Source organism: Pseudomonas sp. (genome assembly GCF_049300855.1).
Taxonomy (GTDB): Bacteria; Pseudomonadota; Gammaproteobacteria; order Pseudomonadales; family Pseudomonadaceae; genus Aquipseudomonas.
On sequence record NZ_JBAQKH010000016.1, the window covers coordinates 299876 to 322290 of the forward strand.

The window sequence follows — 22415 nt, forward strand, 5'->3', positions numbered from 1 at the left end:
ACGCACAATCAACCGCGCCCTCCGCGCCTGGCACGCGTGATTAATTGCTGGAGGCGTGTACGAAATGGACTACAGACCAAAACCACCAAAAGCCCCCTTGGCCAACAACTTCCTGCAACACGCATCCCGCATTCCTGCTGGCTTCACAGGCTCGGCCGACATCCTTCGCAAGCGGTTCTCGGCATGCTGGCGCTTCTGTTTTCAATGATGCGGAAAATTCGATGAGCCAGCTGAAACCTGCTGACCTGCAAGACCCGAAAATCGATTCATTGCTGGGCGAACTTGGCGAACCGATCCGGCAGGCACGGCAAAAAGTGCTGCGTGTGGTGGATACGATTCAGGTTCAGACCTGCTGGCAGATTGGCCGGCATATTGTTGAGTTTGAACAGGAAGGTGCCCGGCGGGCCGGGTATGGCCAACGATTACTGGCGACACTGGCGAAAGAGTTGACGGCGCAGTTTGGAAAAGGCTTTGACGCCTCGAACCTTCGTTACATGCGTCTGTTCTATCAAGCATTTCCAATTCGTGACGCACTGCGTCACGAATTGAGCTGGACGCACTATCGCCGGCTACTCAGGGTCGACAGTGAAAAGGCTCGCCTGTGGTATATGGACGAATGCGCCACCCTCAACTGGTCCAGCCGCGCTCTGGATCGCCAGATCAATACGCTCTACTACGAACGCCTGCTGATGAGCCGGGACAAGGCCGGTGTGATCGACGAAGCCACAACCAACATTGCCGGCCTGAACTGCAATCCACGCGAGTTCATTCGCGATCCCGTCATTCTTGAGTTTCTCGGCCTGCCATCGCCGGGCAAAGTCAACGAAACCGGACTTGAGCAAGCGCTCATCGATCACCTGCAGAGCTTCCTGCTGGAACTGGGCAAGGGCTTCTCTTTTGTCGCTCGACAACAACGCATCAGCGCCGGTAGCTCGGATCTGTACATCGATCTGGTGTTTTACAACTACCTGCTCAAATGCTTCGTGATCATTGACCTCAAACGTGGCCAACTCAGCGCACGCGATGTCGGGCAGATGGATATGTATGTGCGCATGTACGACGAGCTCAAGCGCAGTGAGGGTGACAAACCGACTGTCGGGATCATTTTGTGTGCACAGGATAATGAGGCGGTCGCGCGTTACTCGATCCTCAAAGGCAATGAGCAACTGTTTGCCAGCAGTTACAAAACAGTATTGCCCAGCGTGGAAGAGCTACGGGCGGAGCTGCAAAGAGAGCAGGCATTGATCGAGGAACGCATGCTTTCTGAATCCACGGATTAAGCGCTGCGGATTGTCCCTCGGGTGTGTCGAGACTATTGTGGGCAGCAACCCGCGAAGGTCGAGCGCCATGAGTTTTCAGGACACGCCCCCATTGCCAGCTGTGCAGCGCAAGCCGCCATCGCCTGCCGAGCTGCAAAGTGAACCCTTCAAGGAAACAGCCGCCGACGGTTTTGTCCTTGGCGGTTTCACCTGGCGTCACGCCCTGCCTGACCTTCAGCGCCCGGTGGTGATCATCAACGCCGCCACGTCCGTGCGTTGTCGCCATTACTCGCGTTTCGCGGCCTATCTGTTCGCCAATGGTTTCGACGTGATCATCTTCGACTACCGTGGCATCGGCGAATCTCGACCCGACTCAATGAAAGGCCTTGAGGCCTCGTGGACAGACTGGGGCGCGCTGGATTTCGAAGCGATGCTCAAACGCGCACAACGGGAGTTTTCCGGTCAGCCGATCGATGTGGTCGGCCACAGTTTTGGCGGTTGCGCGGCGGGGCTCGGCGAGTCCGGGCGGGTTATCCGACGGCTGGTCACCGTTGGCGCGCAGTTCGCCTATTGGCGCGATTACGCCCCCGAACAGCGCTGGCGCATGTTCGGTAAATGGCATGTGTTGATGCCGCTGCTGACGCTGATCTGCGGTTACTTCCCGGGCAAACGTCTTGGCTGGCTGGAAGATACGCCGGCCGGTGTAGTGCGCGACTGGAGCACGCCTGCCGCCCATTATGAACGGCGTCCCAGTGGCCGCAGGATGTTGGCGAAAAATGCAAAATTGCCCTTCGCCAATGTCCGTGCGCAGACGTTAGCCATCAGCATCAGCGACGATCCCTACGGCACGATTCCAGCCATCGAACGCCTGCTCGATTACTTCAGCAACGCGGCAAAAACTCACCTGCGCATCGAACCGCAGGACATCGGCGAACAACAAGTCGGACATTTCGCCTTTTTTCGCAGCGCATACCAAGCCACACTATGGCCCATTGCTCTGACCTGGCTGCAAACCGGCGCACTGGCCCTCGACACCGCCGGGCGGCAAGTCCCGCGCAGCTGAGCCCTCTCAACGCACGACGGAACACATCATGGCCTCCGCCAACAAGCAGCAAAAACGCGCCACCCGGGCCAAAGCCAAGGCCAAGCAGAACCGCACCAAACGCGCCGAAGCGCCGGTCGAGCTGGACCCGAACGATGATCGCATCGACTTCGAATCGGTGGACCTGACCGAACTGTTCAAAAAAATGATCGACGCCGAGAAGATCAGCCAGCAAGCGCTGTGCACCGCGTTCCTCGAAGACCCGCTGCTGGAACTGGTCTACGAGCAGGAAGGCGAAGAAGGCGCGATGGATTTCATCCTCGCCGCGCTGATCGAGTATCGCCAGTGGTCGCAGGAAACCGACGAGGCCGGCGCGCTGGCATGGATCGAATCCCCGGCCTTCCAGGCCGACTATGTGGCAGCGTCCGACGCGATTGCTGCGCAAACCCCACAGAAGAACTGAGCTCCCATGGCATCCCTGAATAAACAACAGAAACGCGCCAAACGCGCCAAGGCCAAAGCCAAACAAATCCGTATGGTCGGCCGCAAGCCGCTGGAGCAGGACGAAGACCTCGACCACCTCGCCGAGCCGGTGCCGGAATACGTCCTGGCGATGTTCAGCAAAATGCGCGACGCCGAAGCCATCAGCCGCAACGAAATGCTGCTGACCCTGCTGCGCGAACTGGCGTTCGTCATCGTTGACCATCCAGAGCTGCTGGACATGGAAAACGCCGACAACGAAGGCATGGCCGCCACCCACCTGGCCGCCGACATGTTGATCGACTACCGCATGTGGGCCGAAGGTGTAACGATCGAAGAGGCCCAGGCCTGGCTGAGCGAGCCACAGTTCATCACCGATTTCGGGGTTGCGCTGGATGCTTATGGCAAGTCGGTGGAAGCGCAGGAAGACAAGAGCGAATAAACCACGCTCACAAACAAAAACGGCCGCTCGTCATCACTGACAGCGGCCGTTTTGCGTTACGCGTAACGGATCAGTTCAACACCACCGCGCCACGTTTTTCCAGCTTGCGACGGCGTGCCACCAGCAGACCGGCAGCCACCACCATCAGGCTCAGCAGGCCAGTCGCGAGGATTTCCACGCGATGCGCTTCCTGGAACAACATGATGGTCAGCGCCGCGACGATGAAGATGATCACCGCGTAGGTCAGGCCCGGGAACAGCCACATGCTGAAGACGATTCTCTCACCACGAGCCATGCGTTGTTTACGCATACGCAGTTGCGAGAACGCGATCACCAGGTACACCAGCAGTGCGATCGCGCCGGAACTGGCCAGCAGGAATTCGAACACCGCAGCCGGGGCCACGTAGTTGGCGAAGGTGCACAGGAACGCTGCGCCAGTCGACAGCATCACCGCCCAGTAAGGCGTGCCGCTTTTGTTGGTGCGGGTCGCCATGGCCGGTGCATCGCCACGCTTGCCGAGGGAGAAGAGCATGCGCGACGAGGTGTACAGCGCCGAGTTCAGGCAGCTGGTCACCGCGACCAGTACCACGATGTCGACGATCATTTTCGCGTTCGGGATGCCCATACGCTCAAGCACAGTCTGGTAGGAACCGAGGTTGGCCAGCGTAGGATCGTTCCATGGCACCAGGGCCACAACGATGAAGATCGACACGAGGTAGAACAAACCGATCCGCCAGATCACCGAGTTGGTGGCCTTGGAGATCTGCTTGCCCGGGTTCTTCGATTCCGCGGCCGCGATGGTCACGATCTCAGTCCCCATGAAGGAGAACATGGTGGTCAGGATTGCACCCAATACCGCGCCCATGCCGTTTGGCAGGAAGCCGCCGCTGTCGAACAGGTGCGAAACGCCGCTGACCTGGCTGTTCGGCAGGAAACCGAAGATCGCCGCCAGACCGAGGCCAATGAAGCCGATGATTGCCAGCACTTTGATCAGGGCGAACCAGAATTCGAACTCGCCGTAATTCTTCACGCTGAACAGGTTGGTGATGGTCAGGAGCATGGTGATAACCAGCGCGAAGGCCCAGATGCCGACATCTGGGAACCATGCGTGCAGGATGGTCGCGGCGGCGTTGGCTTCCAGTGGAATCACCAAGACCCAGAACCACCAGTACAGCCAGCCGATGGTGAAACCGGCCCAGTGCCCGATGGCACGGTCGGCATAAGTCGAGAACGAACCGGTATCCGGCGAGGCAACTGCCATTTCGCCGAGCATGCGCATCACCAACACCACCAAGGTACCGGCGGCGGCATAAGCCAGCAGTACGGCAGGGCCGGCGGCCGCGATGGCGTGGCCGGAGCCAACGAACAGACCGGCGCCGATAACACCGGCGATCGACAACATGGTCACATGACGCGGTTTGAGCCCCTGTTCGAGGCCATTGGAGCTTGGGGTACTGCTCATCGAAACTACCTTTGCAAGGAAAGCGATTGCGTCCGGCCCGTCTGGGATTTTCTTTCTCGTAAAAAGAAACCAACGGGGCGTTCCGGATTCTGCACGCAATAAATGCGCCAAAATGTTTCAAAGTCTTCTGGAGTGCGGTTTTGCGCGCGACCGGACAGTCATCGCAAGTCCTTGAGATTAATGGCTATTCGCCAGAACGTTACCCTGCGACTCACTTTCAAGACGAATTCGCGCACCAGAAACACACCGAAAAAGTGTGGGATGCACAATAAAAGGGCGAATCAGGAACGTTCGGCCGGATAGCGCTTCCAACACCCCGCCAAAGCTGGCAACATCGCGCCTTTTTTTACGCGACACCCACGGGTTTGCACGATCAAAGACCCGTTCGGTTGTTGATGGGGCGACAGTCTGCTGCGCCGATGCGACAACCTGCCACATGCCACCCGTTAACCGCTCGCAGCGCTGTTGGCTGCCATTGAAACGCTATGCTAGCTTGGCCGCCTCGCCAGGAAGGCCATCCAACAGCTGGAGCGCAACATATATGAGGAACGCACATGGCTGAGGCCACGCCCGCGCTTGAAATCCGCAACCTGCACAAACGCTACGGACAGCTTGAGGTGCTCAAAGGCATCTCGCTGACCGCCCGCGACGGCGATGTGATCTCGATCCTCGGTTCCTCCGGTTCCGGCAAGTCCACGTTTCTGCGTTGCATCAACCTGCTGGAGAACCCGCACCAGGGCCAGATTCTGGTGGCTGGTGAAGAACTCAAGCTCAAGGCCGCCAAAAATGGCGAACTGGTTGCCGCCGACGGCAAACAGATCAACCGCCTGCGCTCCGAGATTGGTTTTGTGTTTCAAAACTTTAATCTGTGGCCGCACATGAGCATCCTCGACAACATCATCGAAGCGCCGCGTCGCGTGCTCGGCCAGAGCAAGGCCGAGGCGATCGAAGTCGCCGAAGCGCTGCTGGCCAAGGTCGGCATCGCCGACAAACGCCACGCCTACCCGGCGCAATTGTCCGGTGGTCAGCAGCAACGCGCAGCGATTGCCCGCACGCTGGCGATGCAACCGAAGGTGATCCTGTTCGACGAACCCACCTCGGCGCTTGACCCGGAAATGGTTCAGGAAGTACTTAGTGTCATCCGCGCATTGGCCGAAGAAGGCCGCACCATGCTGCTCGTGACCCACGAAATGGGTTTTGCCCGTCAGGTTTCCAGCGAAGTGGTGTTCCTTCACCAAGGCCTTATAGAAGAGCAAGGATCGCCTCAGCAGGTGTTCGAAAACCCGCTTTCGGCGCGCTGCAAACAATTCATGTCCAGCAACCGCTAACGGAGCAACATGCATGCAGAATTTCAAGAAGGTCTTCCTGGCCGCCGCCGTCACCCTCGCGTTCAGCGCCGGCGCCATGGCTGAAACCCTGAAGATGGGCATCGAAGCGGCTTACCCGCCGTTCAACAACAAAGACGCCAGCGGCAACGTGGTCGGCTTCGACAAAGACATCGGCGACGCCCTGTGCGCGAAGATGAAAGTCGAGTGCACCGTAGTCACTTCCGACTGGGACGGCATCATCCCGGCCCTGAACGCGAAGAAGTTCGACTTCCTGATCTCCTCGCTGTCGATCACCGAAGAGCGCAAAGGCGCGGTCGACTTCACCGACCCGTACTACTCGAACAAGCTGCAGTTCATCGCACCGAAAAACGTCGACTTCAAAACCGACAAGGACTCGCTCAAAGGCAAGACCATCGGTACCCAGCGTGCAACACTGGCCGGCACCTGGCTGGAAGACACCTACGCCGATGACATCAAAGTCAGCCTCTACGACACCCAGGAAAACGCCTACCTCGACCTGACCTCCGGTCGTGTCGACGCGATCCTCGCCGACAAGTACGCCAACTATGACTGGCTGAAAAGCGACGCAGGCAAGAACTACGAGTTCAAAGGTGACCCGGTCGTAGAGAGCGACAAGATCGGCATCGCGGTGCGTAAAGGCGACCCTCTGCGTGAGAAGCTCAACGCCGCGCTGAAGGAAATCGTTGCCGACGGCACCTACAAGAAGATCAACGACAAGTACTTCCCGTTCAGCATCTACTGATCCTGACCTGTGGGACTGGCGCCGTGATTGAACGGCGCCGGCTCCCGACTTTGCCTGCCGCAATTTGAACAGAAACCCATGATTATCGACCTTTACGGATTCGGCCCGGCGCTCGCTGCCGGCGCGCTGATGACCGTCCAACTGGCCCTTACGGCCCTGTGCCTGGGACTGGTGCTCGGCCTGCTCGGTGCCTTGGCCAAGACTTCCCCGTACAAGCCGCTGCAATGGCTTGGCGGCACTTATTCGACGCTGGTACGTGGCGTCCCGGAATTGCTCTGGGTGCTGTTGATCTACTTCGGTACGGTCAACCTGATGCGCGCCCTTGGTGAGTTCTTCGGCAACCCCGACCTGCAACTCAACGCTTTCGCCGCCGGTGTAATCGCCCTCGGCCTGTGCTTCGGCGCTTACGCCACGGAAGTGTTCCGTGGCGCGATCCTCGCCATTCCCAAAGGCCACCGTGAGGCCGGCCAGGCCCTGGGCCTGTCGAAATGGCGGATCTTCACGCGGCTGATCATACCGCAGATGTGGCGCATCGCCCTGCCCGGCCTGGGCAATCTGTTCATGATCCTGATGAAAGACACTGCGCTGGTCTCGGTGATCGGCCTGGAAGAAATCATGCGTCACGCGCAAATCGGCGTGACCGTGTCGAAACAACCGTTCACCTTCTATATGGTCGCCGCGATCATGTACCTGGGCCTGACCGTGCTGGCGATGACCGGCATGCACTTCCTGGAAAAACGCGCCGCTCGCGGCTTTGCGAGGAGCGCTCAATGAACTGGGAAGTCATCATCAAGTGGTTGCCGAAACTGGCGCAGGGCGCGACCCTGACCCTGGAACTGGTGGCCATCGCTGTGATTGCCGGTTTGCTGCTGGCGATTCCGCTAGGCATCGCCCGCTCTTCGAAGCTGTGGTACGTGCGCTCGCTGCCTTACGCCTACATCTTCTTCTTCCGTGGCACACCGTTGCTGGTTCAACTGTTCCTGGTTTATTACGGCCTGGCGCAGTTCGACGCGGTGCGTGAAAGCGCGTTGTGGCCGTACCTGCGCGATCCGTTCTGGTGCGCGACGGTGACCATGACCCTGCACACGGCGGCGTACATCGCCGAGATCCTGCGCGGCGCGATCCAGGCGATTCCGCCGGGCGAAATCGAAGCGGCGCGAGCCTTGGGCATGTCCAAGCCGAAAGCGATGTTCTATATAATCCTGCCGCGTGCGACGCGGATCGGCCTGCCGGCGTACAGCAACGAAGTGATCCTGATGCTCAAGGCCAGCGCGCTGGCCAGCACCGTGACCTTGCTGGAACTGACCGGCATGGCGCGCACGATCATTGCCCGCACTTACTTGCCGGTGGAGATCTTCTTCGCCGCTGGCGTGTTCTATCTGCTGATGGCTTACGTGCTGGTACGCGGCTTCAAGCTGCTGGAGCGCTGGCTGCGCGTCGATGCCTGCCAAGGGCGCTGACATTTCCCACGTGCTGACGGGCGAGGACTTACTCGCCCGCTTCACCGCGCTGGATGCTTTTCTGATTGAGCATCAGGCGCTGTGGAAACCTCGACCGTTCACTCATCTGCAACTTCCCTGGGAAACGTCCCACCCTGAATTGGCTTTGTGGCTACGGGGGCGGTCGCTGGAAGACGCTGAGAATGCTCATAACCAACCCGCCGAGCTCATTGATGCGCCGGAACAGTTTGCTTCCCTGGCAACGCAGTCGGCCGCACTGAGTGCCATCGGTGCGCTGCCGGGACATGCGCTGGAAGCGGCCCGGCATCGACTGAATGTCGATGTGCCGGGGCGCAAATGGCAGCAGATCGAGGCGTTTGCCAGTCGTTTGTCTTTCTCTTTACCCCCGACACACTGGCTGGACTGGTGTGCCGGCAAAGGTCATCTGGGCCGGCGGTTATTGGGTGAAGGGCAACAACTGACGTGCGTGGAATATGATCCTGCGCTGGTAACCAGCGGTCAGGCATTGAGTCAACGTCACCGTTTGAACGCCCTGCATGTTGAACAGGATGTACTGGCGCCAGACGCAGCGACACTGCTGAATAGCGAGCACACGCCTGTCGCCCTGCATGCGTGTGGCGATCTGCATGTGCGATTGATGCGACTGGCCAGCGCTGGCGGTTGCCGACAACTGGCGATAGCTCCGTGCTGCTACAACCGGATCCAGCACCGGGAGTATCAGCCATTATCTTCGGTCGGATCGGGATCGCTCCTACAACTCTCGCAGGAAGATCTGGCACTGCCAATGAGCGAAACCGTCACCGCCGGTGCACGCGTCCGACGTCAGCGCGACACTTCAATGGCCCGGCGTCTGGCTTTCGATCTGCTGCAACGGCAGTTGCGCGGTGTCGACGAATACCTGCCGACGCCCTCCCTGCCCAGCGCCTGGCTGGATAAACCGTTCGCCGATTACTGTCGAGATCTGGCTGCGCTCAAAGAGTTATCCACAATCAGCTCAGCCGATTGGACGGCGGTGGAAGCTGCCGGTTGGCAGCGGTTGGCCGAAGTTCGCAACCTGGAATTGCTGCGCGGACTTTTCCGACGGTCACTTGAGCTTTGGCTGAATCTGGATCGGGCTCTTTTCCTCGTCGAGCAGGGATACGTAGTATGCCTCGGCACCTTCTGCGACACCTCACTCACACCGCGTAACTTACTGCTGCTCGCCGAACGTGCTTAAAACGTTACAGCCTGTGGATAACTCTGTTGATGGATTTGCCGTGGATCCAATATCTGCGCCTGTTTCGTCGCCTTAACGACACTGGTCATTTTTTGTTCACACAAATAAAAAACCTGTAAAACAGGGATTTGCGAACAAAATGAGAATGGGTTCACAAAACCTCGCCTGAGTACGACTTCGTGCCTCTCAGTTGTGCATAAGCTGCCAATCAAAACGACATAACCGCCGAATAATGGGCACGCCGAGCGAATAATCGCGGCCTCGCGAAAGCCGAAACTCCACTGCCTGTCCTGCAAAACAGCCCTATCGTGCGTAAGGCGCAAATGCTGTGTTACGCATTGCGCAGGGCTTAATTTGCTGCGATGCAAAAATAGTCTGAATTCAGGGGTTTACAGGATCTTCCCAATCGCTATAATCGTCGCCCACACGCCGGTATAGCTCAGTTGGTAGAGCAACTGACTTGTAATCAGTAGGTCCCGGGTTCGACTCCTGGTGCCGGCACCATACAAAACAAAGCCTCTGCACAAATGCAGGGGCTTTGTTGTTTCTGGAACGTCCACATTACGTCCACACTGCCTGTTAAGCCGGCCATCCCGGAGCGTCGTTAATCTGGATAGCTCATAAAGCCAAGGCTGGACGGCTCAAACAGATTGCAGATCCCGCAGCACTTCCGGATGCTGACTGGCAACCCGCAACAGGGTTTGAGCCGCGCCTGTCGGCTGCCGACGACCTTGCTCCCAATCTTGCAGAGTCCGCGAACTCACACCGAGAAGTTTTGCAAAGGCGTGTTGAGAAACACCCACCTTGGCCCGCGCTTCAGCGGCTGCCGAAAGCAGCACTTCGGCTACGCGAGCGGCCTTTCCAGCCCTCATTTGGCGGATAGAGTCCAGCAAGTCCTCCTGGAACTGCGCCAGTTCATTGACCATCGCTGATTTCCTCCTTCAATTGCTTAACGCAGGAATATACGGCTATGCCGTATACACAAACCATAAACGCTTATGAAGAAGTTCGAAGAACCGCATCATGCGGATTCTTGAGACATTTGCCGTAACGAAAAGCCAGGCAAAAGCCACTACGAGCCACGATTGCGCAGCCGCACTCCCCCAAGCTACCGTGCAACCCGTCGCTGCCAATTCAGCGACCGGGACTGATAACCCGCGTAAGATACAGGCGCACCAGCGCCCCAACCCACGTTTGCCGGCGTTTTTGTGCCAGCATTTCCGTGTAATGGCGGCTGTGCGTGGGAGACCTTCGGGTCTGCCGGGTTCCTGTATCTCCGGTTTATCAGCCTGCGCATAGCTGCCACCCATTCGCCTGATAACGAAGGGCAGCTCTCATTTGATACAGGGAGTTTTACAAATGAATACCGTTGATCCATCCGCAATCCGCGTCTTTGCTGCTCCAGTCATCCACCGCCCAGCCACGGCAGGTGAAACCCAATGACCGATATTCATAACCTCAAAAACCTCGGCCTCACCCACTTCGCTTTTCAGTCGAACCACGCATTGTTTCGCACCAATCGAGGCGTTCCGGTGATCACTGCACTGTCCCACGCTTCACACCTGCTCCACATCTCCAGACTCCTCACCGCAGACACCTGTGCCGCAAACGATCCCGAGCTTCACACCTGCGCGTCGCAATATCTGCAGGAGTTGAGCAAGGCGCTGATCGATGATGTGGTGAAAGTGCTGGATGCACCCACCCCCCAGCCATAAACCATCCCCCACAAAAAAGCCCCCGCATTTCTGCGAGGGCTTTGCACATCAGCAAGCCTCAGTGCCCAGCGCTCTGCCCACCGTCGACATGCAGAATCTCACCGGTCACAAACGCCGCGTTGTCCAGGTACACCACCGCCTGCGCGATGTCTTCGACTTCGCCCATGCGCCCGACCGGGTGCAAAGCGCCCAACGCTGCGTGCGTTTCTTCGCCATGCATTGGCGTCTTGATGATGCCCGGTGAAACCGCGTTCACCCGAATCCCACGTTTGGCATATTCGATCGCCAGGGATTTGGTCGCGGCGTTGAGGCCGCCCTTGGTCAGCGAAGCGAGCACCGAAGGCACGCCGTCGACAGCGTGGTCGACGAGGCTGGTGGTGATGTTGACCACGTGGCCCTTGCCCTGTTTTTCCATCTCGGCGATGGCCAGTTGGGTGATGTAGAAGAAGCCGTTGAGGTTGACCGACAACACCGCTGCGTAATCTTCCGCTGTGTAAGCGGTGAAGGGTTTGGCAACAAAGATGCCGGCGTTGTTGACCAGGGTGTCGATGCGGCCGAAACGCGCCACGCCTTCGCTGATCACCCGTTGCGCGGTGGCCGGATCGCCGATGTCGCCGGCGATGGTCAGGATCTGTGGGTCATTCGATGGTTTGATCGAACGCGAGGTGGCGACGATGTTGTAGCCCAATTCACGAAAGGCTTTAAGCATGCCTTCGCCCAAGCCTTGGGACGCACCGGTGATAACCACAGTTTTTTTGAAATTGCTCATGATGAAATCCTCGAAAAATAAGTAGTGGTTTGAAGCAGTGATCGATCAGGCCGCAGCCAGTTGTTTGAGCATCTGTTCGCAGTACTCGACCGATTGCGAACCGGACACCACGTGCGTGCCGTTCAGAATCATCGCTGGCACCGAGTTGATCCCGTGTTGGCGATAGATCGCTTGCAACTGGCGCACTTCGCTGGCGAATTCTTCGTTGGCCAGTACCTTGCGGGCTCGCGCCGCATCGAGTCCCGCTTCGCTGGCCAGACGCACGAGGGTCTGACGGTCGCTGGGGTTCTCGCCGTCCTGGAAGTAGGCGCGCAGCAAGATCTTTTTCAGCGCAACCTGGCGTCCTTCCTGCGCGGCCCACAACAGCAGGCGGTGGGCGTCGAAGGTGTTGTAGAAGTGCGTGCGCTTGTCCAGATCGAACTCGAAACCAATGGCCTTGCCACGTTCGATTTGCATCTTTTTGCCGGCGGCGACGTCTGCGGCTGTGCGACCGTATTTACGCATCAGGTGCTGCACCGCCGGTTCGCCGTCGGCAGGCATGTCCGGGTTGAGTTCGAAGGGCTTGTAAGTCAGCACTACCGAAACCTCACCGGCCAGATTGCCAATCGCCTGCTCCAGTGCCGTCGCCCCGAGGGCGCACCACGGGCACACCACATCGGAGACGAAATCGATGGTGACGGTCGGGGTCATGACTCGCCCCGTTCCGCCAGTTGTCGACGGTATTGGGTGGTGGAGACGCCGGCGTAACCCCAGTTATCGGTGTCGACTTCTTCGATCACGATGTGGGTCAGGTCCGGGCGTTTGTTGAGGACGCGTTGCAGGGTTTCGGTGATTTCGGCGATCACCTGCGCTTTCTGCTCGGTGGTCACCCCATCACGGGTGATGCGTACGCTGACAAATGGCATGAGGAATGCTCCAGTGACCTGCCGCGGAATGTGGTCAGGTGTTGGAGCTCAATGTAGGCGTGCGCCGGGAAGGGAAAAAGTAGCCATGGGGTACTTCATTTGTGATGCGGTGTAATGAATGCGCAGTTGCCTCGGCCGTCCCCCCGGAATGAAAAAGCCCCGAATCGATCGGGGCGCTAGCAGTTAAATCTGGCTGATTTCGAAGACCACCGTGATCCTTCGCGCCAGCGCACTCCACACATAACGCAGATGCTTGCCCTGCTTGGGAATCGACAGCGCTGGCGGGCGAAAAGCGGCGACACACTCGTGGCCGGGCAGGCGCACGCTGTTATAAAGCAGCCCCCACGACAGCGTTTCGCGCAGTTGCCGAGCGAAGCTTTGAGAAGGTCCATAGGCCTCGGGATCGGGGTTGTGCAGTTGCGGGTAGTCGCTGCGGATGTCGTGCAACGGCTTGAGCACTTTGTTGACGTAAGTGCGCAGGGTCAACTCAAGATCCGCCTCGTGGGTCGCGGCGAGAAACCGCTCCTGGTGATAACAGGTTTCGGCGATGGCGGCGGCCTGACTGCTGGCAGCGTAATAGACGCCGAAACTGCCATCGCAGAAGCGGCTGCGTTTGCCGATGTGGGTGAACGCGGCCATCACCGGGGTTGAACCGGGGCCGGAGAGTCGATCTTCGGGTCGCACACGGGCGAGGACACCGGCCTGTTCGATCAAGCGATCGTTGGTCAGTGCTTCAAGGGCGTAGGCGATTTCCAGGTCTTCGGGGTCGAGTACGTCTTCGAACAGCGTAATCGGCGGGAAGCTGCTGTTGACGATGCGATACGCCCGCGACCATTGCGCATCGGCCAGCGCTGGCACCTTCAACCGCGCACGCCATCGAGGTAACGGCGCACATCGGCGATGTCCACCACGCGTCCGGCGAGCATGTAATCCAGCGCGGTCTGGCCATTGAACGGTGCGGCCGTGTTCGGGCTGCTGACCCACGTATAAGCGCGCTCGCGGCTGTTGCTGAAGATGATGCTCAACGCCTTGTGAATGCCCATGAGATAGGAAATGCGCTCAAGGGTGTCGTGGGGCAGGCGCACGTTCGGCGGCAAGTGTTTGTACTTGTAGAACGTCGTATTGCCGACGCCACCGAGCAATGTCCGCTGCTGTTCGGCGTTGCAGCCCCAACGCTCCATGAGGTTGAAAAAGAACTTCAGGGCAACGCGGCCGGCTTCGGGGGCGTCGAGTTGTTCGCGCGGGGTCTGGGCTGGGGATGAGGTAGGCATGAGACCGCCTTCATTACTGATGACATGCTCATCAGCCTAGTACATATATGGATACTTTCATGTATTTAATTCGCGAGTGAATCCAGTCGTTCTTCAAAACAAGGCAGAAAAACCTTTCCGTTCTCTGATTTCAGGTGGAGGTTTTTTGACCCCAATCACCCCCACGTCACCAAAAACCCTGATCCTGTGTCAGCCTCCAGCCATCGGCAGGGACATCAATTCGCTACTAAACCCGCGACAACTATGCTCAGGTACAGGAATATAGCCGGCATATGGCGCCGGATCGGCAGTCTCGTAAACAACAATACCCAGCCCACTTCAGAGGGCATTACCCATGGATAGCAGAACCTTACGCAACCTCATGCGCATCGTGCAGACCGGCTCCTTGTCGGCCGCAGCCGAGCATTCGTGCCTGACTGTGCAGGCGTTGGCCGCGCAGTTGAACAAGGTCGAAGAGCAATTCGGTTTCCGCTTGTTTCGACGTTCCAACAAAGGCCTGACGCTGACGCCGCAAGGCACCGAACTCACGCCCTATATGGACCGAGTGCTGATTGCCACGCGACAGATGGAAGAAAAAGTCGAGGCACTCAAGGTGCCGGGCCAACGCACGTTGAAAGTCGCGTTGAACAACACCTTGTCGACCGACTTCAACCGACGAATGATCGGACGCCTGATCGAAGTTTTTCCCGATTATCAGATGGAGTTCAGTTACGCCGAGTCGATGGAAAACCTCAGCAAGCTGAAGAACGAAGACTTCGACCTTGCAGTGTTGATAGGCCCGCAGCGTCCCGGTTTACCGAGCATTGTCCTGCCGGATGTGCAGGTGCAGGTGGTCGGCGCGCACTGTGGTCAGGAAAACGATCCGCTGACATTGCTCGGCAATAAGTTTCAGGTGCGTCCTGCGGACGATTGTCCGTATTCCCACAGCTTTTTGCGTTTTCTCGACGCCGGGCTGGGCAATCACGAGAACGGCCAGCGCATGGTCTATTCGTGCAGCGAGACCCTGACGCTGTCGCTGATCACGCAGATGGACGCGGTCGGCATGGTGTCTCGCGAGGCCGCGCAAAAGAACGGCCTGACGATTTTCCCCGGTTTCGAGGATTTCCTCGAAGTGCGCCTGGCGGTGAACAATCCGGAGTTGTCGAACCAGGCGTTGAACGATGTCGTCGACCTGCCGCTACATGAACGAGCCGAGCGCAATGTACGCAGCCGTCCCAACCGCCACACTGAGAAAGAGGTTTTTGCTGAAATACGCACATAACAACGTCGGAATGGCGGCATAAAATTCCGGGCGATCGAGCTGTATGTGCTGATCCTTGATCAACAGGGGTGTCAGGCTGATCGCAGCGACGATCGCCACCGGCAAGTATTCCAGCGCCCGCGCAATGAACGGAGGCCAGTGCTCGGTGTTCACCTGCAGGGGCAAGGCGCGCGGGAGGAAGGTCACCGCCATCATCAGCGCGACCACCAGAATCAGGAACGTTTGGTCAGGCATACACCCACTCCGCAGCCCACAAACGTGGCGATGAATACGTTGAACGGCGAGCTGCCAACCAGGCTCAATGCGCCCATGCACACCACGGCAGCAGCCGCCGCGATCAGCTTGTTGCGGGTGTTGCACAGCGACACCAGCACGTAGAGCATCATCGCCGTCAGGGCGTAGTCGAGCTGATATTTGATCAAGTGCGCGGCGTACTGCGCGCAGACGGCGCCGAGCAATCCGCCGAGCACCCACGAGGTGTGGCAAAACAGGTTGAAGCCGATCAGGTAGCGCACGTTGACCGGCGCGCCGGTGCCGAGCTTGACGCTGTGGAAAGCGAAGGATTCATCCGTCAGGCCGCCGGCGTAGCACCAGCGCTCCATGCGGCTGAGCCCCAACGCACGCAGGGCCTTGGCCATATACACCGACATCAACATGTGTCGCGCGTTGATCAGGAACGTGGTCAGCACAATGGTGGTCAGCGAGGCGCCGCTGGAGATCAGCGCCAGCGCGGCGAATTGCGAAGCGCCGGCATAGACGAACAAGCACATCGCCACCGGCAGCCACATCGGCAATCCGGCGTTGACGGCCATCAGCCCGAACACGAATGACACCGTGAAGTAGCCGGCCACCACCGGGCTGGCTTCGGCAAACGTGCGCGACGGCTGATGGGTGACCATCAGCGGCGCACTGCCGGACGTTTCATTCATAGATCCCTCTCAAATGTCCGTTCGCCATGAGGTTCGCAAAAACCCTGGGCAGCCCAAAAACGCTTGCCGGCGAGGTTAGCATCGTCGACGAACAGAAACATCCGTAACACACCGACGCGCTTCATGTCGGATGACGCCGCTTCAACCAGACGTTGACCGACCCCTTGGCTGCGATAGCGCGGGCTGACGGCCAGATGATTGATGGTGCCGCGACTGCCGAGCATGCCACCGAGCACCGCGCCGACGATTTCGCCGGCGACGTCGAAGGCCAGATAGGCCGTGGTGGTCTTTTGAATGAGCACGCCGCGCAGGCACTTGGCGTCCTGCCATTCGCAGAAGGACACTTCGTCGAACTGGCGGAAGAAGCGCTCCATGCGCTGCGCATCCTTGGCCGTGGCGCGTCGCAGCACCACTGGCGTCGAACATTCGACGCCGTCGATTGGGGTGATCTGATTAGCGAACAATGTCGAAAGCGGTCCCGGGCCGCGAGAAGGAAATCGCCAGAATCTGCCGGTACGCCATGGCATGAGTGTGCGTGTTGCGCGCAGGCGTCACGTAGTGGCGCATGTCGCGGTCGAGGAAGTAAGTGGTGTCGAGAATTTCCTGGTAAGTGGTCGACGCCAGTTGATGCTCGTGGATGTCGTACAGACGACTCTCGGCACCCTCGACGTTGTTGCGGCCCCAGAAGTGCACACCGCTGAACGGATAACCGTCGCAGTGAATGCCTTCAGGGGTGATTTCCAGTTGTTTGCCGGGTTTGATCTCGATGCGTATCTGGTGGATCTGGCACTGCCAGATCTCATCGTGCAGCTCTTCCGGCAACACGCTTTTGTACACTTCGAAATCGGTGTCGATCAGGCTGCGCATTACTGGTGAAGTAATCACTTCATCGGAGAAGTCCTGAAAGTGCCGCACCAGGCCACCGACATAGGCGTTGTTTTCTTTCGACTGCACGTAGGCGCGATGCTCGAGTTGCTTCAGCTCACGCGTCTTCGGGTTGTACTCAAAGTCGCTGTAACGACGGTAACGCATGCCGGCTTCGGCCTGACCGTAGTAGCTGTCAGGCTCCATGTTTTCCCAACTTTTGGTCAGTCTGACGAAGTCGGCGAAATGACCGTAGAGATTGAAGTCACCACCCTGGACGTTGACATATTTGTCGCGCCGTAGCGATTCGCCCACTTCTCTGTTCAAAACGATCATTACCAAATTCTCCGCTGCGTTGAGCGGCCTAATCTATTAGGTGGAGAATTTGCGTCCATGAGAAAGAATTTCAGGCATTTAAAGCGCTGATTGAAACGGCACTTGAAGCGACTTAAAAACAACTTTTACATGACAAAAACACGGGTTTTTTCCGGTTTCCATCAAAAAACCGTCGAAAAAAAACCCCGAACCGGTCGGGGTTTTTCTCATGTTTCTTACACTTGATCAGGCATCAGAAGATGTTGATCGGGTAATCCACGAACACACGCAGCTCGTTGCCGCTGACGTTGTACTCGCTGGATTTCTGCGAAACACGCAGGATCGAGCTACGCAGTTTCACGCTCAGGTCTTTGGCCGGGCCAGACTGCACGACGTATTTGAACTGGTTGAAAATCTCGCGCTCGGTGCCGCCTTCGCTGGTCGAGGTGGTGATGTTGTCGCCACGCACGTAAGCGAAGTTGTAGCTCAGACCCGGTACACCGAAGGCGCCGAAGTCCAGACCGTAGCCCAACTGCCAGCTGCGTTCGTCTTCAGCGTTGAAGTCCGACCAGTAGGAGTTGGCCAGGTAGATGGTGTTGCCACCGTCGCCGACACGACCCTGTTCTTTCTGATAGCCGCCGTAGGCGTAGCCCAGGTTGCTGTCGCCGGTGGAACGCTGATGCGCCACGGTGAACGAGTGCGGGCCGGTCGCGAATGTTGCAGCCAGGCTCCAGATCTTGTTGTCGCGACCGGTCACGATGCTTTCGCCCGGAACGGTGTTTTCGCGCACGTACGAGCTGTCCAGCTTGGTGCGATAGCCGTTGAAGTCCAGGGTCAGGGACTGATCCTTGTCGATCGGGAACACATAGTTGGCGTTCACGTATTGCTTCTTCAGCACGTCTTCAACGTCGGATGCGTACAACGCGCCTTTGAAGTTTTCAGTGAACTGGTAGCTGCCGCCCAACACGTTGATCGACTTCAGACCACCACTGTCACGGCCTTCAGCGCTCTTGCGCGATTCCGCGGTGAAACGACCGGCGTTCAGTTCCAGGCCTTTGATCTCTTTGGAAGTGATCAAGGTACCGGTGTAGCTTTCCGGCAGCAGGCGTGAGTTGTCGTAGTTCAGTACCGGCAGGGCCGGCATCTGGTCGCCGTAGGTCAGCGTGGTGTTCGACAGACGGAATTTGACCGCCGCGCCACCCTTGGACAGGTCGTTGGCTGGCTTATTGCTGTCACCACGCTTGAAGAAGTCGATGCCGCCGGCACCGCTGCGATCTTCGCTGCGCTCCAGGTTCAGTGCGTACAGACCGAACGCATCCACGCCGACACCGACGGTGCCTTGGGTGAAACCGGACGAGAACGTACCGATGGCCGCTTGGCCCCACTCGGATTTGTCGTCGTTACCGTTTTTGTAATCACGATTGATGTAGGCATTGCGCAACAGCACTTTGAGGCTGCTGTCTTCAACAAAACCCTTGGACTCGGCCTGGTCGTTAGCCATGGCCTGAGTGGCGCTCAACATCCCCAGTGCGATCAGACTGATTCGCTTGTTCAACATTTTGTTTTCCTTATTACGGGTTGAAACGCGCTGTGTCGAACGGCTGAAACGGCGCTTTTGCACTCTTTTGTTCACCCCGAAACAAAAAGGCCCGCCGACCTAAATGTGATGGCGGGCCTGCTCCTTATTTTGAGTCATGGCGGTTGGCCACAGGCGTTGGGCCGAATCGTAGCCGCGCCCTCAACAATGTGTCAATTTCAAGAATCGTCTTTAAATAGGTAAAAATCGTCTAAGAAACGTAAATTTTGCGCTGAGTCCTTGCTCGGAATTGACAGCAACCAGTGAATCCAGCGCGTGTCAGTGGCAACCGTCAAGGCCGCACAACGCAGGAGATTCGCTCGTTTTTTCGAGGCCGCTCACCTGTTCAAGCCATTGCGCAAAGGCTTGCGGCTTGCCCAGCCAAGGGCTGATGTCGATCAACGTGAATTGGCCGTCGCGCTCCAGTGCCAGCGTTGGAAAGCCCTGCCCGCCAAGCTGAGCCAGGAATGCGCGAGTGGCTTTTATATGGAGCTGCGGATCAACCGCTTTAAACGCAGCACGGAACGGGTCTTCTTCGTAGCCCGCCTCAGCCGCCAGTTCCATGAGTACGGAGTGTTCGGCAATTCGCCGTCCTTCTACATAGTGCGCCGTCTGCAAACGCCCGAGCATCTGCAGGCCGCGACCATCGATTGCCTCGGCCGCCATCACGGCACTGATTGGCGGGGTTGAATCGAAGACGGCCGAGTGATCGCGCAACAATCCTTCGAAATACGCTTCGCCAAAAGGCTGCCCGGTGTACTCGGCAATGCGTCGATCATGAGGCATGACGTAATTGCGCAATTGCGCTGAAACGCGCTGGCGGTTGGCGCCGCTCATCATCCCGCCGGCGTGGGCAACCACCGGCAATACCTGTTGCGCCGCGTGCACCAAGGGTTTGGCGCCGTAGCACCAGCCGCATAACGGGTCGTAGATGTAATGAAGGATCACGGGAAAGCTCCGGCAGAAAGTCAGGGAAAATCGATGGCGGCAGATTAATCCTCGAACCTTTGTGGAAAAACGCTGGAATGGCTTTCAGTCTGTTTCGAGAATCGGTCGAATTGTCCGATTGGTCAGATTGTGTCGAGCGGGACACAAATTGAAACAATGAGACAAGGGAACTTATAAGGAATAATTAACGGAAGCAAATGCAAAGCATTACCATTCGCGCGATCGAATTCTTCCACCCTTTCGGATGCGCTGTTCAATGCCTGCCACGTTCCGTCTCACGCCCGTCACTCTTGGGCTTTCTGCCTTTCTGTCCAGTGGTTTTGCCTATTCGGCGACCGAGTTACCCGCCACCGCCATCAGCGCCGAAGCGCAAGCCGATGACCCGCGTGTGAAGCTCAGCAACACCGCAACCCGCACTTCGACGCCGGTACGTTATGTGCCGCAGGCCATTGATTCGATCAAGACCTCGAACGTCGCCAACTACGGCACCAACGATATCGGCGATGCCTTGAGCGGCATGCCCAACGTCAGCAGCAGCGCCGACACGCGTTTTGACAGCCTGCGCATCCGCGGCTTCGATGCCAGCAACGACTTCTATCTGGACGGCATCCGCGACGACAGCCAGTACAAGCGCGACTTGCACAATATCGAGCGCGTCGAAGTGCTCAAAGGCCCGGCCGCAGTCCTGTACGGGCGCGGCAGTCAGGGCGGGATCGTCAATCGCGTGAGCAAGATGCCGGAATTCGGCCGCCGCTCGACCCTCGAAGCGCAGGGTGGCAGCGAAGATCTGCGCAGCCTATACGCTGACCTCAGCACTGACCCGAGCGACAACATCAGCCTGCGCCTGAACATGGGCAATATGGATGAAAACAGCTTCCGCGATGGCGTCAGTGGCAACCGCCAACTGTTCGCGCCGTCGATGAGCTGGCAGTTGACGCCGGACTTGAACTGGCTGGTGCAATACGAATACAGCCGCTACAACCGCACGCCGGATCGCGGCATCCCTGGCGTCAACGGGCGCCCGGCGGATGTCGGTCGTGACACCACCTACGGCAACGATCACGACTTCATCGACGACAAGTCGCAGTCGCTGCGCTCGAAGCTCACCTACGAAATCAACGACAACTGGCAACTACGCCAGACCCTCGGCGTGTTCAAGCTCGACAGTGATTTCGACAACACCTACCTCACCGGTTACACGCCGGCGACCAACAAGGTCACGCGCCAGCACTGGCAGCAGGATCTGACCACTAGCAACGTCTATAACAACGTTGAACTGGAAGGTGGATTCGAGACCTTCGGCCTTGAGCATCGCCTGCTCACGGGCATCGAGATCGGCAGCCAGCGCCGCGATCCAACGCTGTACAACGCTGCCACCGGCAGAACGCCAGGCGCGCAACCGGTGCCATCGCTCGACCTGTACAACCCCAACCGCGATCTGCGTCACACCGGGGCCATGCAGGTTTCCAGCAGCAGCCACACCGAAGTCGAAAGCCGCGCAGTGTACGTGCAGGATCAACTGCGTCTGAACGAGCAATGGCAAGTGCTCGCCGGTCTGCGTTACGACACCTTCGATATCGAGTCGACCAACAAGCTGCGCAACATCTCCGAAGACCGTGACAGCCACAGCACCAGCCCGCGTGTAGGACTGGTCTGGACGCCGCTGCAGAATCACTCGTTCTACGCCTCGTGGTCGAAAACGTTTTCGCCAGTCGGTGGTGGTTTGATCGGCATCACTCCGGGTGCGGCCGGCAACACCAACGACCTCAGTCCCGAGCTGACCAAACAAAAAGAAATTGGCGTGAAGAGCGACTGGTTCGATGATCGCCTGAGCACCACCCTGGCCATCTACGATTTGGAACTCTACAACCGCCGCACCACCGATCCAAACGACCCGACCCTGACCGTGATGTCCGGTCTGCAACGTTCGCGCGGGATCGAGTTGACGGCCACTGGCAACATTGTCGGCAACTGGTACATGCGCGGTGGCGTCGGCATGCAGGACGCGAAGATCGAGAAGGACAACAACGGCCTGGAAGGCAAACGCATCAACAACGTCGCCAAGCACAACGGCAGCCTGTTCCTGACCTGGAAACCGGAGATGGGCTGGTACGGCGAAACCGGCCTGACCCTGGTGGGTCAGCGCTATGCCGACAACGCCAACACCACCGTGTTGCCGGGTTATGGCCGCTGGGATGCGCTGGTCGGTTACCGCTTCAAGGATTGGGATTTGCGCGGAGCGCTGAACAACATCACCGATCGCGAGTACTACGCGTCGGCGACCAGCCAGTATCAAATTCAACCGGGTGCGCCACGTAGCGTCGTGATGACCGGCACCTACAGCTTCTGACTTCACACAAATCCTGTGGGAGCGAGCTTGCTCGCGAATGCGGTGGGTCATTCAACGACG

25 protein-coding genes and 1 tRNA gene are annotated in these 22415 nt (G+C 58.3%); 13 read left to right on the plus strand and 13 right to left on the minus strand.

Annotation, left to right across the window (positions count from 1 at the left end; genetic code table 11):
* Positions 1–221: 221 nt before the first annotated feature.
* The 4 genes from WA225_RS06430 to WA225_RS06445 all read left to right on the plus strand — a co-directional run bounded on the left by WA225_RS06430 (position 222) and on the right by WA225_RS06445 (position 3223).
* On the plus strand, positions 222–1280 hold the full coding sequence (locus tag WA225_RS06430) for a PDDEXK nuclease domain-containing protein (RefSeq protein ID WP_422607288.1): 1059 nt from the start codon (positions 222–224) through the stop codon (positions 1278–1280).
* Between the two features lie 67 nt (positions 1281–1347).
* Entirely contained in the window at positions 1348–2322 is a 975-nt protein-coding gene (locus WA225_RS06435; protein WP_422607289.1) for an alpha/beta fold hydrolase, read from the plus strand.
* 28 nt (positions 2323–2350) lie between these two features.
* Positions 2351–2764 carry a hypothetical protein gene (locus tag WA225_RS06440; protein WP_422607290.1) on the plus strand — a complete coding sequence of 138 codons (414 nt, stop codon included), beginning with the start codon at positions 2351–2353 and terminating at the stop codon, positions 2762–2764.
* Between the two features lie 6 nt (positions 2765–2770).
* Positions 2771–3223: a hypothetical protein gene (locus tag WA225_RS06445; protein ID WP_008080542.1), complete on the plus strand. Its 453-nt coding sequence runs from the start codon at positions 2771–2773 to the stop codon at positions 3221–3223.
* 70 nt (positions 3224–3293) lie between these two features.
* On the opposite strand, the gene gabP is transcribed toward WA225_RS06445, so the two are convergent.
* Positions 3294–4685, minus strand: a complete 1392-nt coding sequence (gabP, locus tag WA225_RS06450; RefSeq protein ID WP_422607291.1) for a GABA permease — start codon at positions 4683–4685, stop codon at positions 3294–3296.
* A 554-nt stretch (positions 4686–5239) separates the two neighbouring features.
* Here gabP and WA225_RS06455 point away from each other — a divergent pair.
* The 6 genes from WA225_RS06455 to WA225_RS06480 all read left to right on the plus strand — a co-directional run bounded on the left by WA225_RS06455 (position 5240) and on the right by WA225_RS06480 (position 9956).
* Positions 5240–6013, plus strand: coding sequence for an ABC transporter ATP-binding protein (locus WA225_RS06455; RefSeq protein WP_007909167.1), 774 nt, complete (start codon positions 5240–5242; stop codon positions 6011–6013).
* A 13-nt stretch (positions 6014–6026) separates the two neighbouring features.
* The gene (locus tag WA225_RS06460) at positions 6027–6776 is read left to right on the plus strand and encodes an ABC transporter substrate-binding protein (RefSeq protein WP_034153033.1); all 750 of its coding nucleotides are present in this window, start codon (positions 6027–6029) and stop codon (positions 6774–6776) included.
* A gap of 78 nt (positions 6777–6854) precedes the next feature.
* A complete protein-coding gene (locus WA225_RS06465; protein WP_422607292.1) occupies positions 6855–7550 on the plus strand; it encodes an ABC transporter permease in 696 nt (231 codons plus the stop codon).
* Complete coding sequence (locus WA225_RS06470; protein WP_422607293.1) at positions 7547–8236, plus strand: ABC transporter permease; 690 nt, start codon at positions 7547–7549, stop codon at positions 8234–8236. The genes WA225_RS06465 and WA225_RS06470 overlap by 4 nt, the downstream gene beginning before the upstream one ends.
* The gene (locus WA225_RS06475) at positions 8217–9452 is read left to right on the plus strand and encodes a methyltransferase (protein WP_422607294.1); all 1236 of its coding nucleotides are present in this window, start codon (positions 8217–8219) and stop codon (positions 9450–9452) included. Before WA225_RS06470 ends, WA225_RS06475 begins: the two co-directional genes overlap by 20 nt.
* Positions 9453–9880: 428 nt before the next feature.
* A tRNA-Thr gene (locus tag WA225_RS06480) sits at positions 9881–9956 on the plus strand.
* A gap of 137 nt (positions 9957–10093) precedes the next feature.
* Here WA225_RS06480 and WA225_RS06485 read toward each other — a convergent pair.
* Complete coding sequence (locus WA225_RS06485; RefSeq protein WP_422607295.1) at positions 10094–10378, minus strand: helix-turn-helix domain-containing protein; 285 nt, start codon at positions 10376–10378, stop codon at positions 10094–10096.
* A gap of 513 nt (positions 10379–10891) precedes the next feature.
* Between WA225_RS06485 and WA225_RS06490 the strand changes: the two genes are divergently transcribed.
* Positions 10892–11167 carry a DUF3077 domain-containing protein gene (locus WA225_RS06490; RefSeq protein ID WP_422607296.1) on the plus strand — a complete coding sequence of 92 codons (276 nt, stop codon included), beginning with the start codon at positions 10892–10894 and terminating at the stop codon, positions 11165–11167.
* Positions 11168–11225: 58 nt separating this feature from the next.
* Here WA225_RS06490 and WA225_RS06495 read toward each other — a convergent pair whose 3' ends face one another.
* The 5 genes from WA225_RS06495 to WA225_RS06515 all read right to left on the minus strand — a co-directional run bounded on the left by WA225_RS06495 (position 11226) and on the right by WA225_RS06515 (position 14112).
* A complete protein-coding gene (locus WA225_RS06495; protein WP_422607297.1) occupies positions 11226–11936 on the minus strand; it encodes an SDR family NAD(P)-dependent oxidoreductase in 711 nt (236 codons plus the stop codon).
* 45 nt (positions 11937–11981) lie between these two features.
* Positions 11982–12626, minus strand: a complete 645-nt coding sequence (locus tag WA225_RS06500) for a DsbA family oxidoreductase (RefSeq protein WP_422607298.1) — start codon at positions 12624–12626, stop codon at positions 11982–11984.
* On the minus strand, positions 12623–12841 hold the full coding sequence (locus WA225_RS06505) for a tautomerase family protein (protein WP_422607299.1): 219 nt from the start codon (positions 12839–12841) through the stop codon (positions 12623–12625). Before WA225_RS06505 ends, WA225_RS06500 begins: the two co-directional genes overlap by 4 nt.
* A 183-nt stretch (positions 12842–13024) precedes the next feature.
* On the minus strand, positions 13025–13705 hold the full coding sequence (locus WA225_RS06510) for an RES family NAD+ phosphorylase (protein WP_422607300.1): 681 nt from the start codon (positions 13703–13705) through the stop codon (positions 13025–13027).
* Positions 13702–14112 (minus strand): MbcA/ParS/Xre antitoxin family protein, encoded by a 411-nt coding sequence (locus WA225_RS06515; protein WP_422607301.1) that lies wholly within the window; start codon positions 14110–14112, stop codon positions 13702–13704. Before WA225_RS06515 ends, WA225_RS06510 begins: the two co-directional genes overlap by 4 nt.
* A 334-nt stretch (positions 14113–14446) precedes the next feature.
* Between WA225_RS06515 and WA225_RS06520 the strand changes: the two genes are divergently transcribed.
* Complete coding sequence (locus WA225_RS06520; RefSeq protein ID WP_422607302.1) at positions 14447–15373, plus strand: LysR family transcriptional regulator; 927 nt, start codon at positions 14447–14449, stop codon at positions 15371–15373.
* On the opposite strand, the gene WA225_RS06525 is transcribed toward WA225_RS06520, so the two are convergent.
* From WA225_RS06525 to WA225_RS06550, 6 genes are all read right to left on the minus strand, one after another.
* The gene (locus WA225_RS06525; RefSeq protein WP_007909127.1) at positions 15290–15607 is read right to left on the minus strand and encodes an AzlD domain-containing protein; all 318 of its coding nucleotides are present in this window, start codon (positions 15605–15607) and stop codon (positions 15290–15292) included. The genes WA225_RS06520 and WA225_RS06525 overlap by 84 nt on opposite strands.
* Positions 15586–16302: an AzlC family ABC transporter permease gene (locus WA225_RS06530; protein WP_422607303.1), complete on the minus strand. Its 717-nt coding sequence runs from the start codon at positions 16300–16302 to the stop codon at positions 15586–15588. Before WA225_RS06530 ends, WA225_RS06525 begins: the two co-directional genes overlap by 22 nt.
* On the minus strand, positions 16299–16676 hold the full coding sequence (locus tag WA225_RS06535) for a GNAT family N-acetyltransferase (RefSeq protein WP_016986309.1): 378 nt from the start codon (positions 16674–16676) through the stop codon (positions 16299–16301). Before WA225_RS06535 ends, WA225_RS06530 begins: the two co-directional genes overlap by 4 nt.
* Positions 16677–16755: 79 nt before the next feature.
* The gene (locus tag WA225_RS06540) at positions 16756–17502 is read right to left on the minus strand and encodes a 2OG-Fe dioxygenase family protein (protein ID WP_034151909.1); all 747 of its coding nucleotides are present in this window, start codon (positions 17500–17502) and stop codon (positions 16756–16758) included.
* Between the two features lie 232 nt (positions 17503–17734).
* A complete protein-coding gene (locus tag WA225_RS06545) occupies positions 17735–19039 on the minus strand; it encodes an OprD family porin (protein ID WP_422607304.1) in 1305 nt (434 codons plus the stop codon).
* 297 nt (positions 19040–19336) lie between these two features.
* The gene (locus WA225_RS06550) at positions 19337–20005 is read right to left on the minus strand and encodes a DsbA family protein (protein ID WP_422607305.1); all 669 of its coding nucleotides are present in this window, start codon (positions 20003–20005) and stop codon (positions 19337–19339) included.
* 256 nt (positions 20006–20261) lie between these two features.
* On the opposite strand from WA225_RS06550, the gene WA225_RS06555 reads away from it, so the two are divergent.
* Positions 20262–22355, plus strand: coding sequence for a TonB-dependent receptor (locus tag WA225_RS06555; RefSeq protein ID WP_422607306.1), 2094 nt, complete (start codon positions 20262–20264; stop codon positions 22353–22355).
* Positions 22356–22415 lie beyond the last annotated feature (60 nt).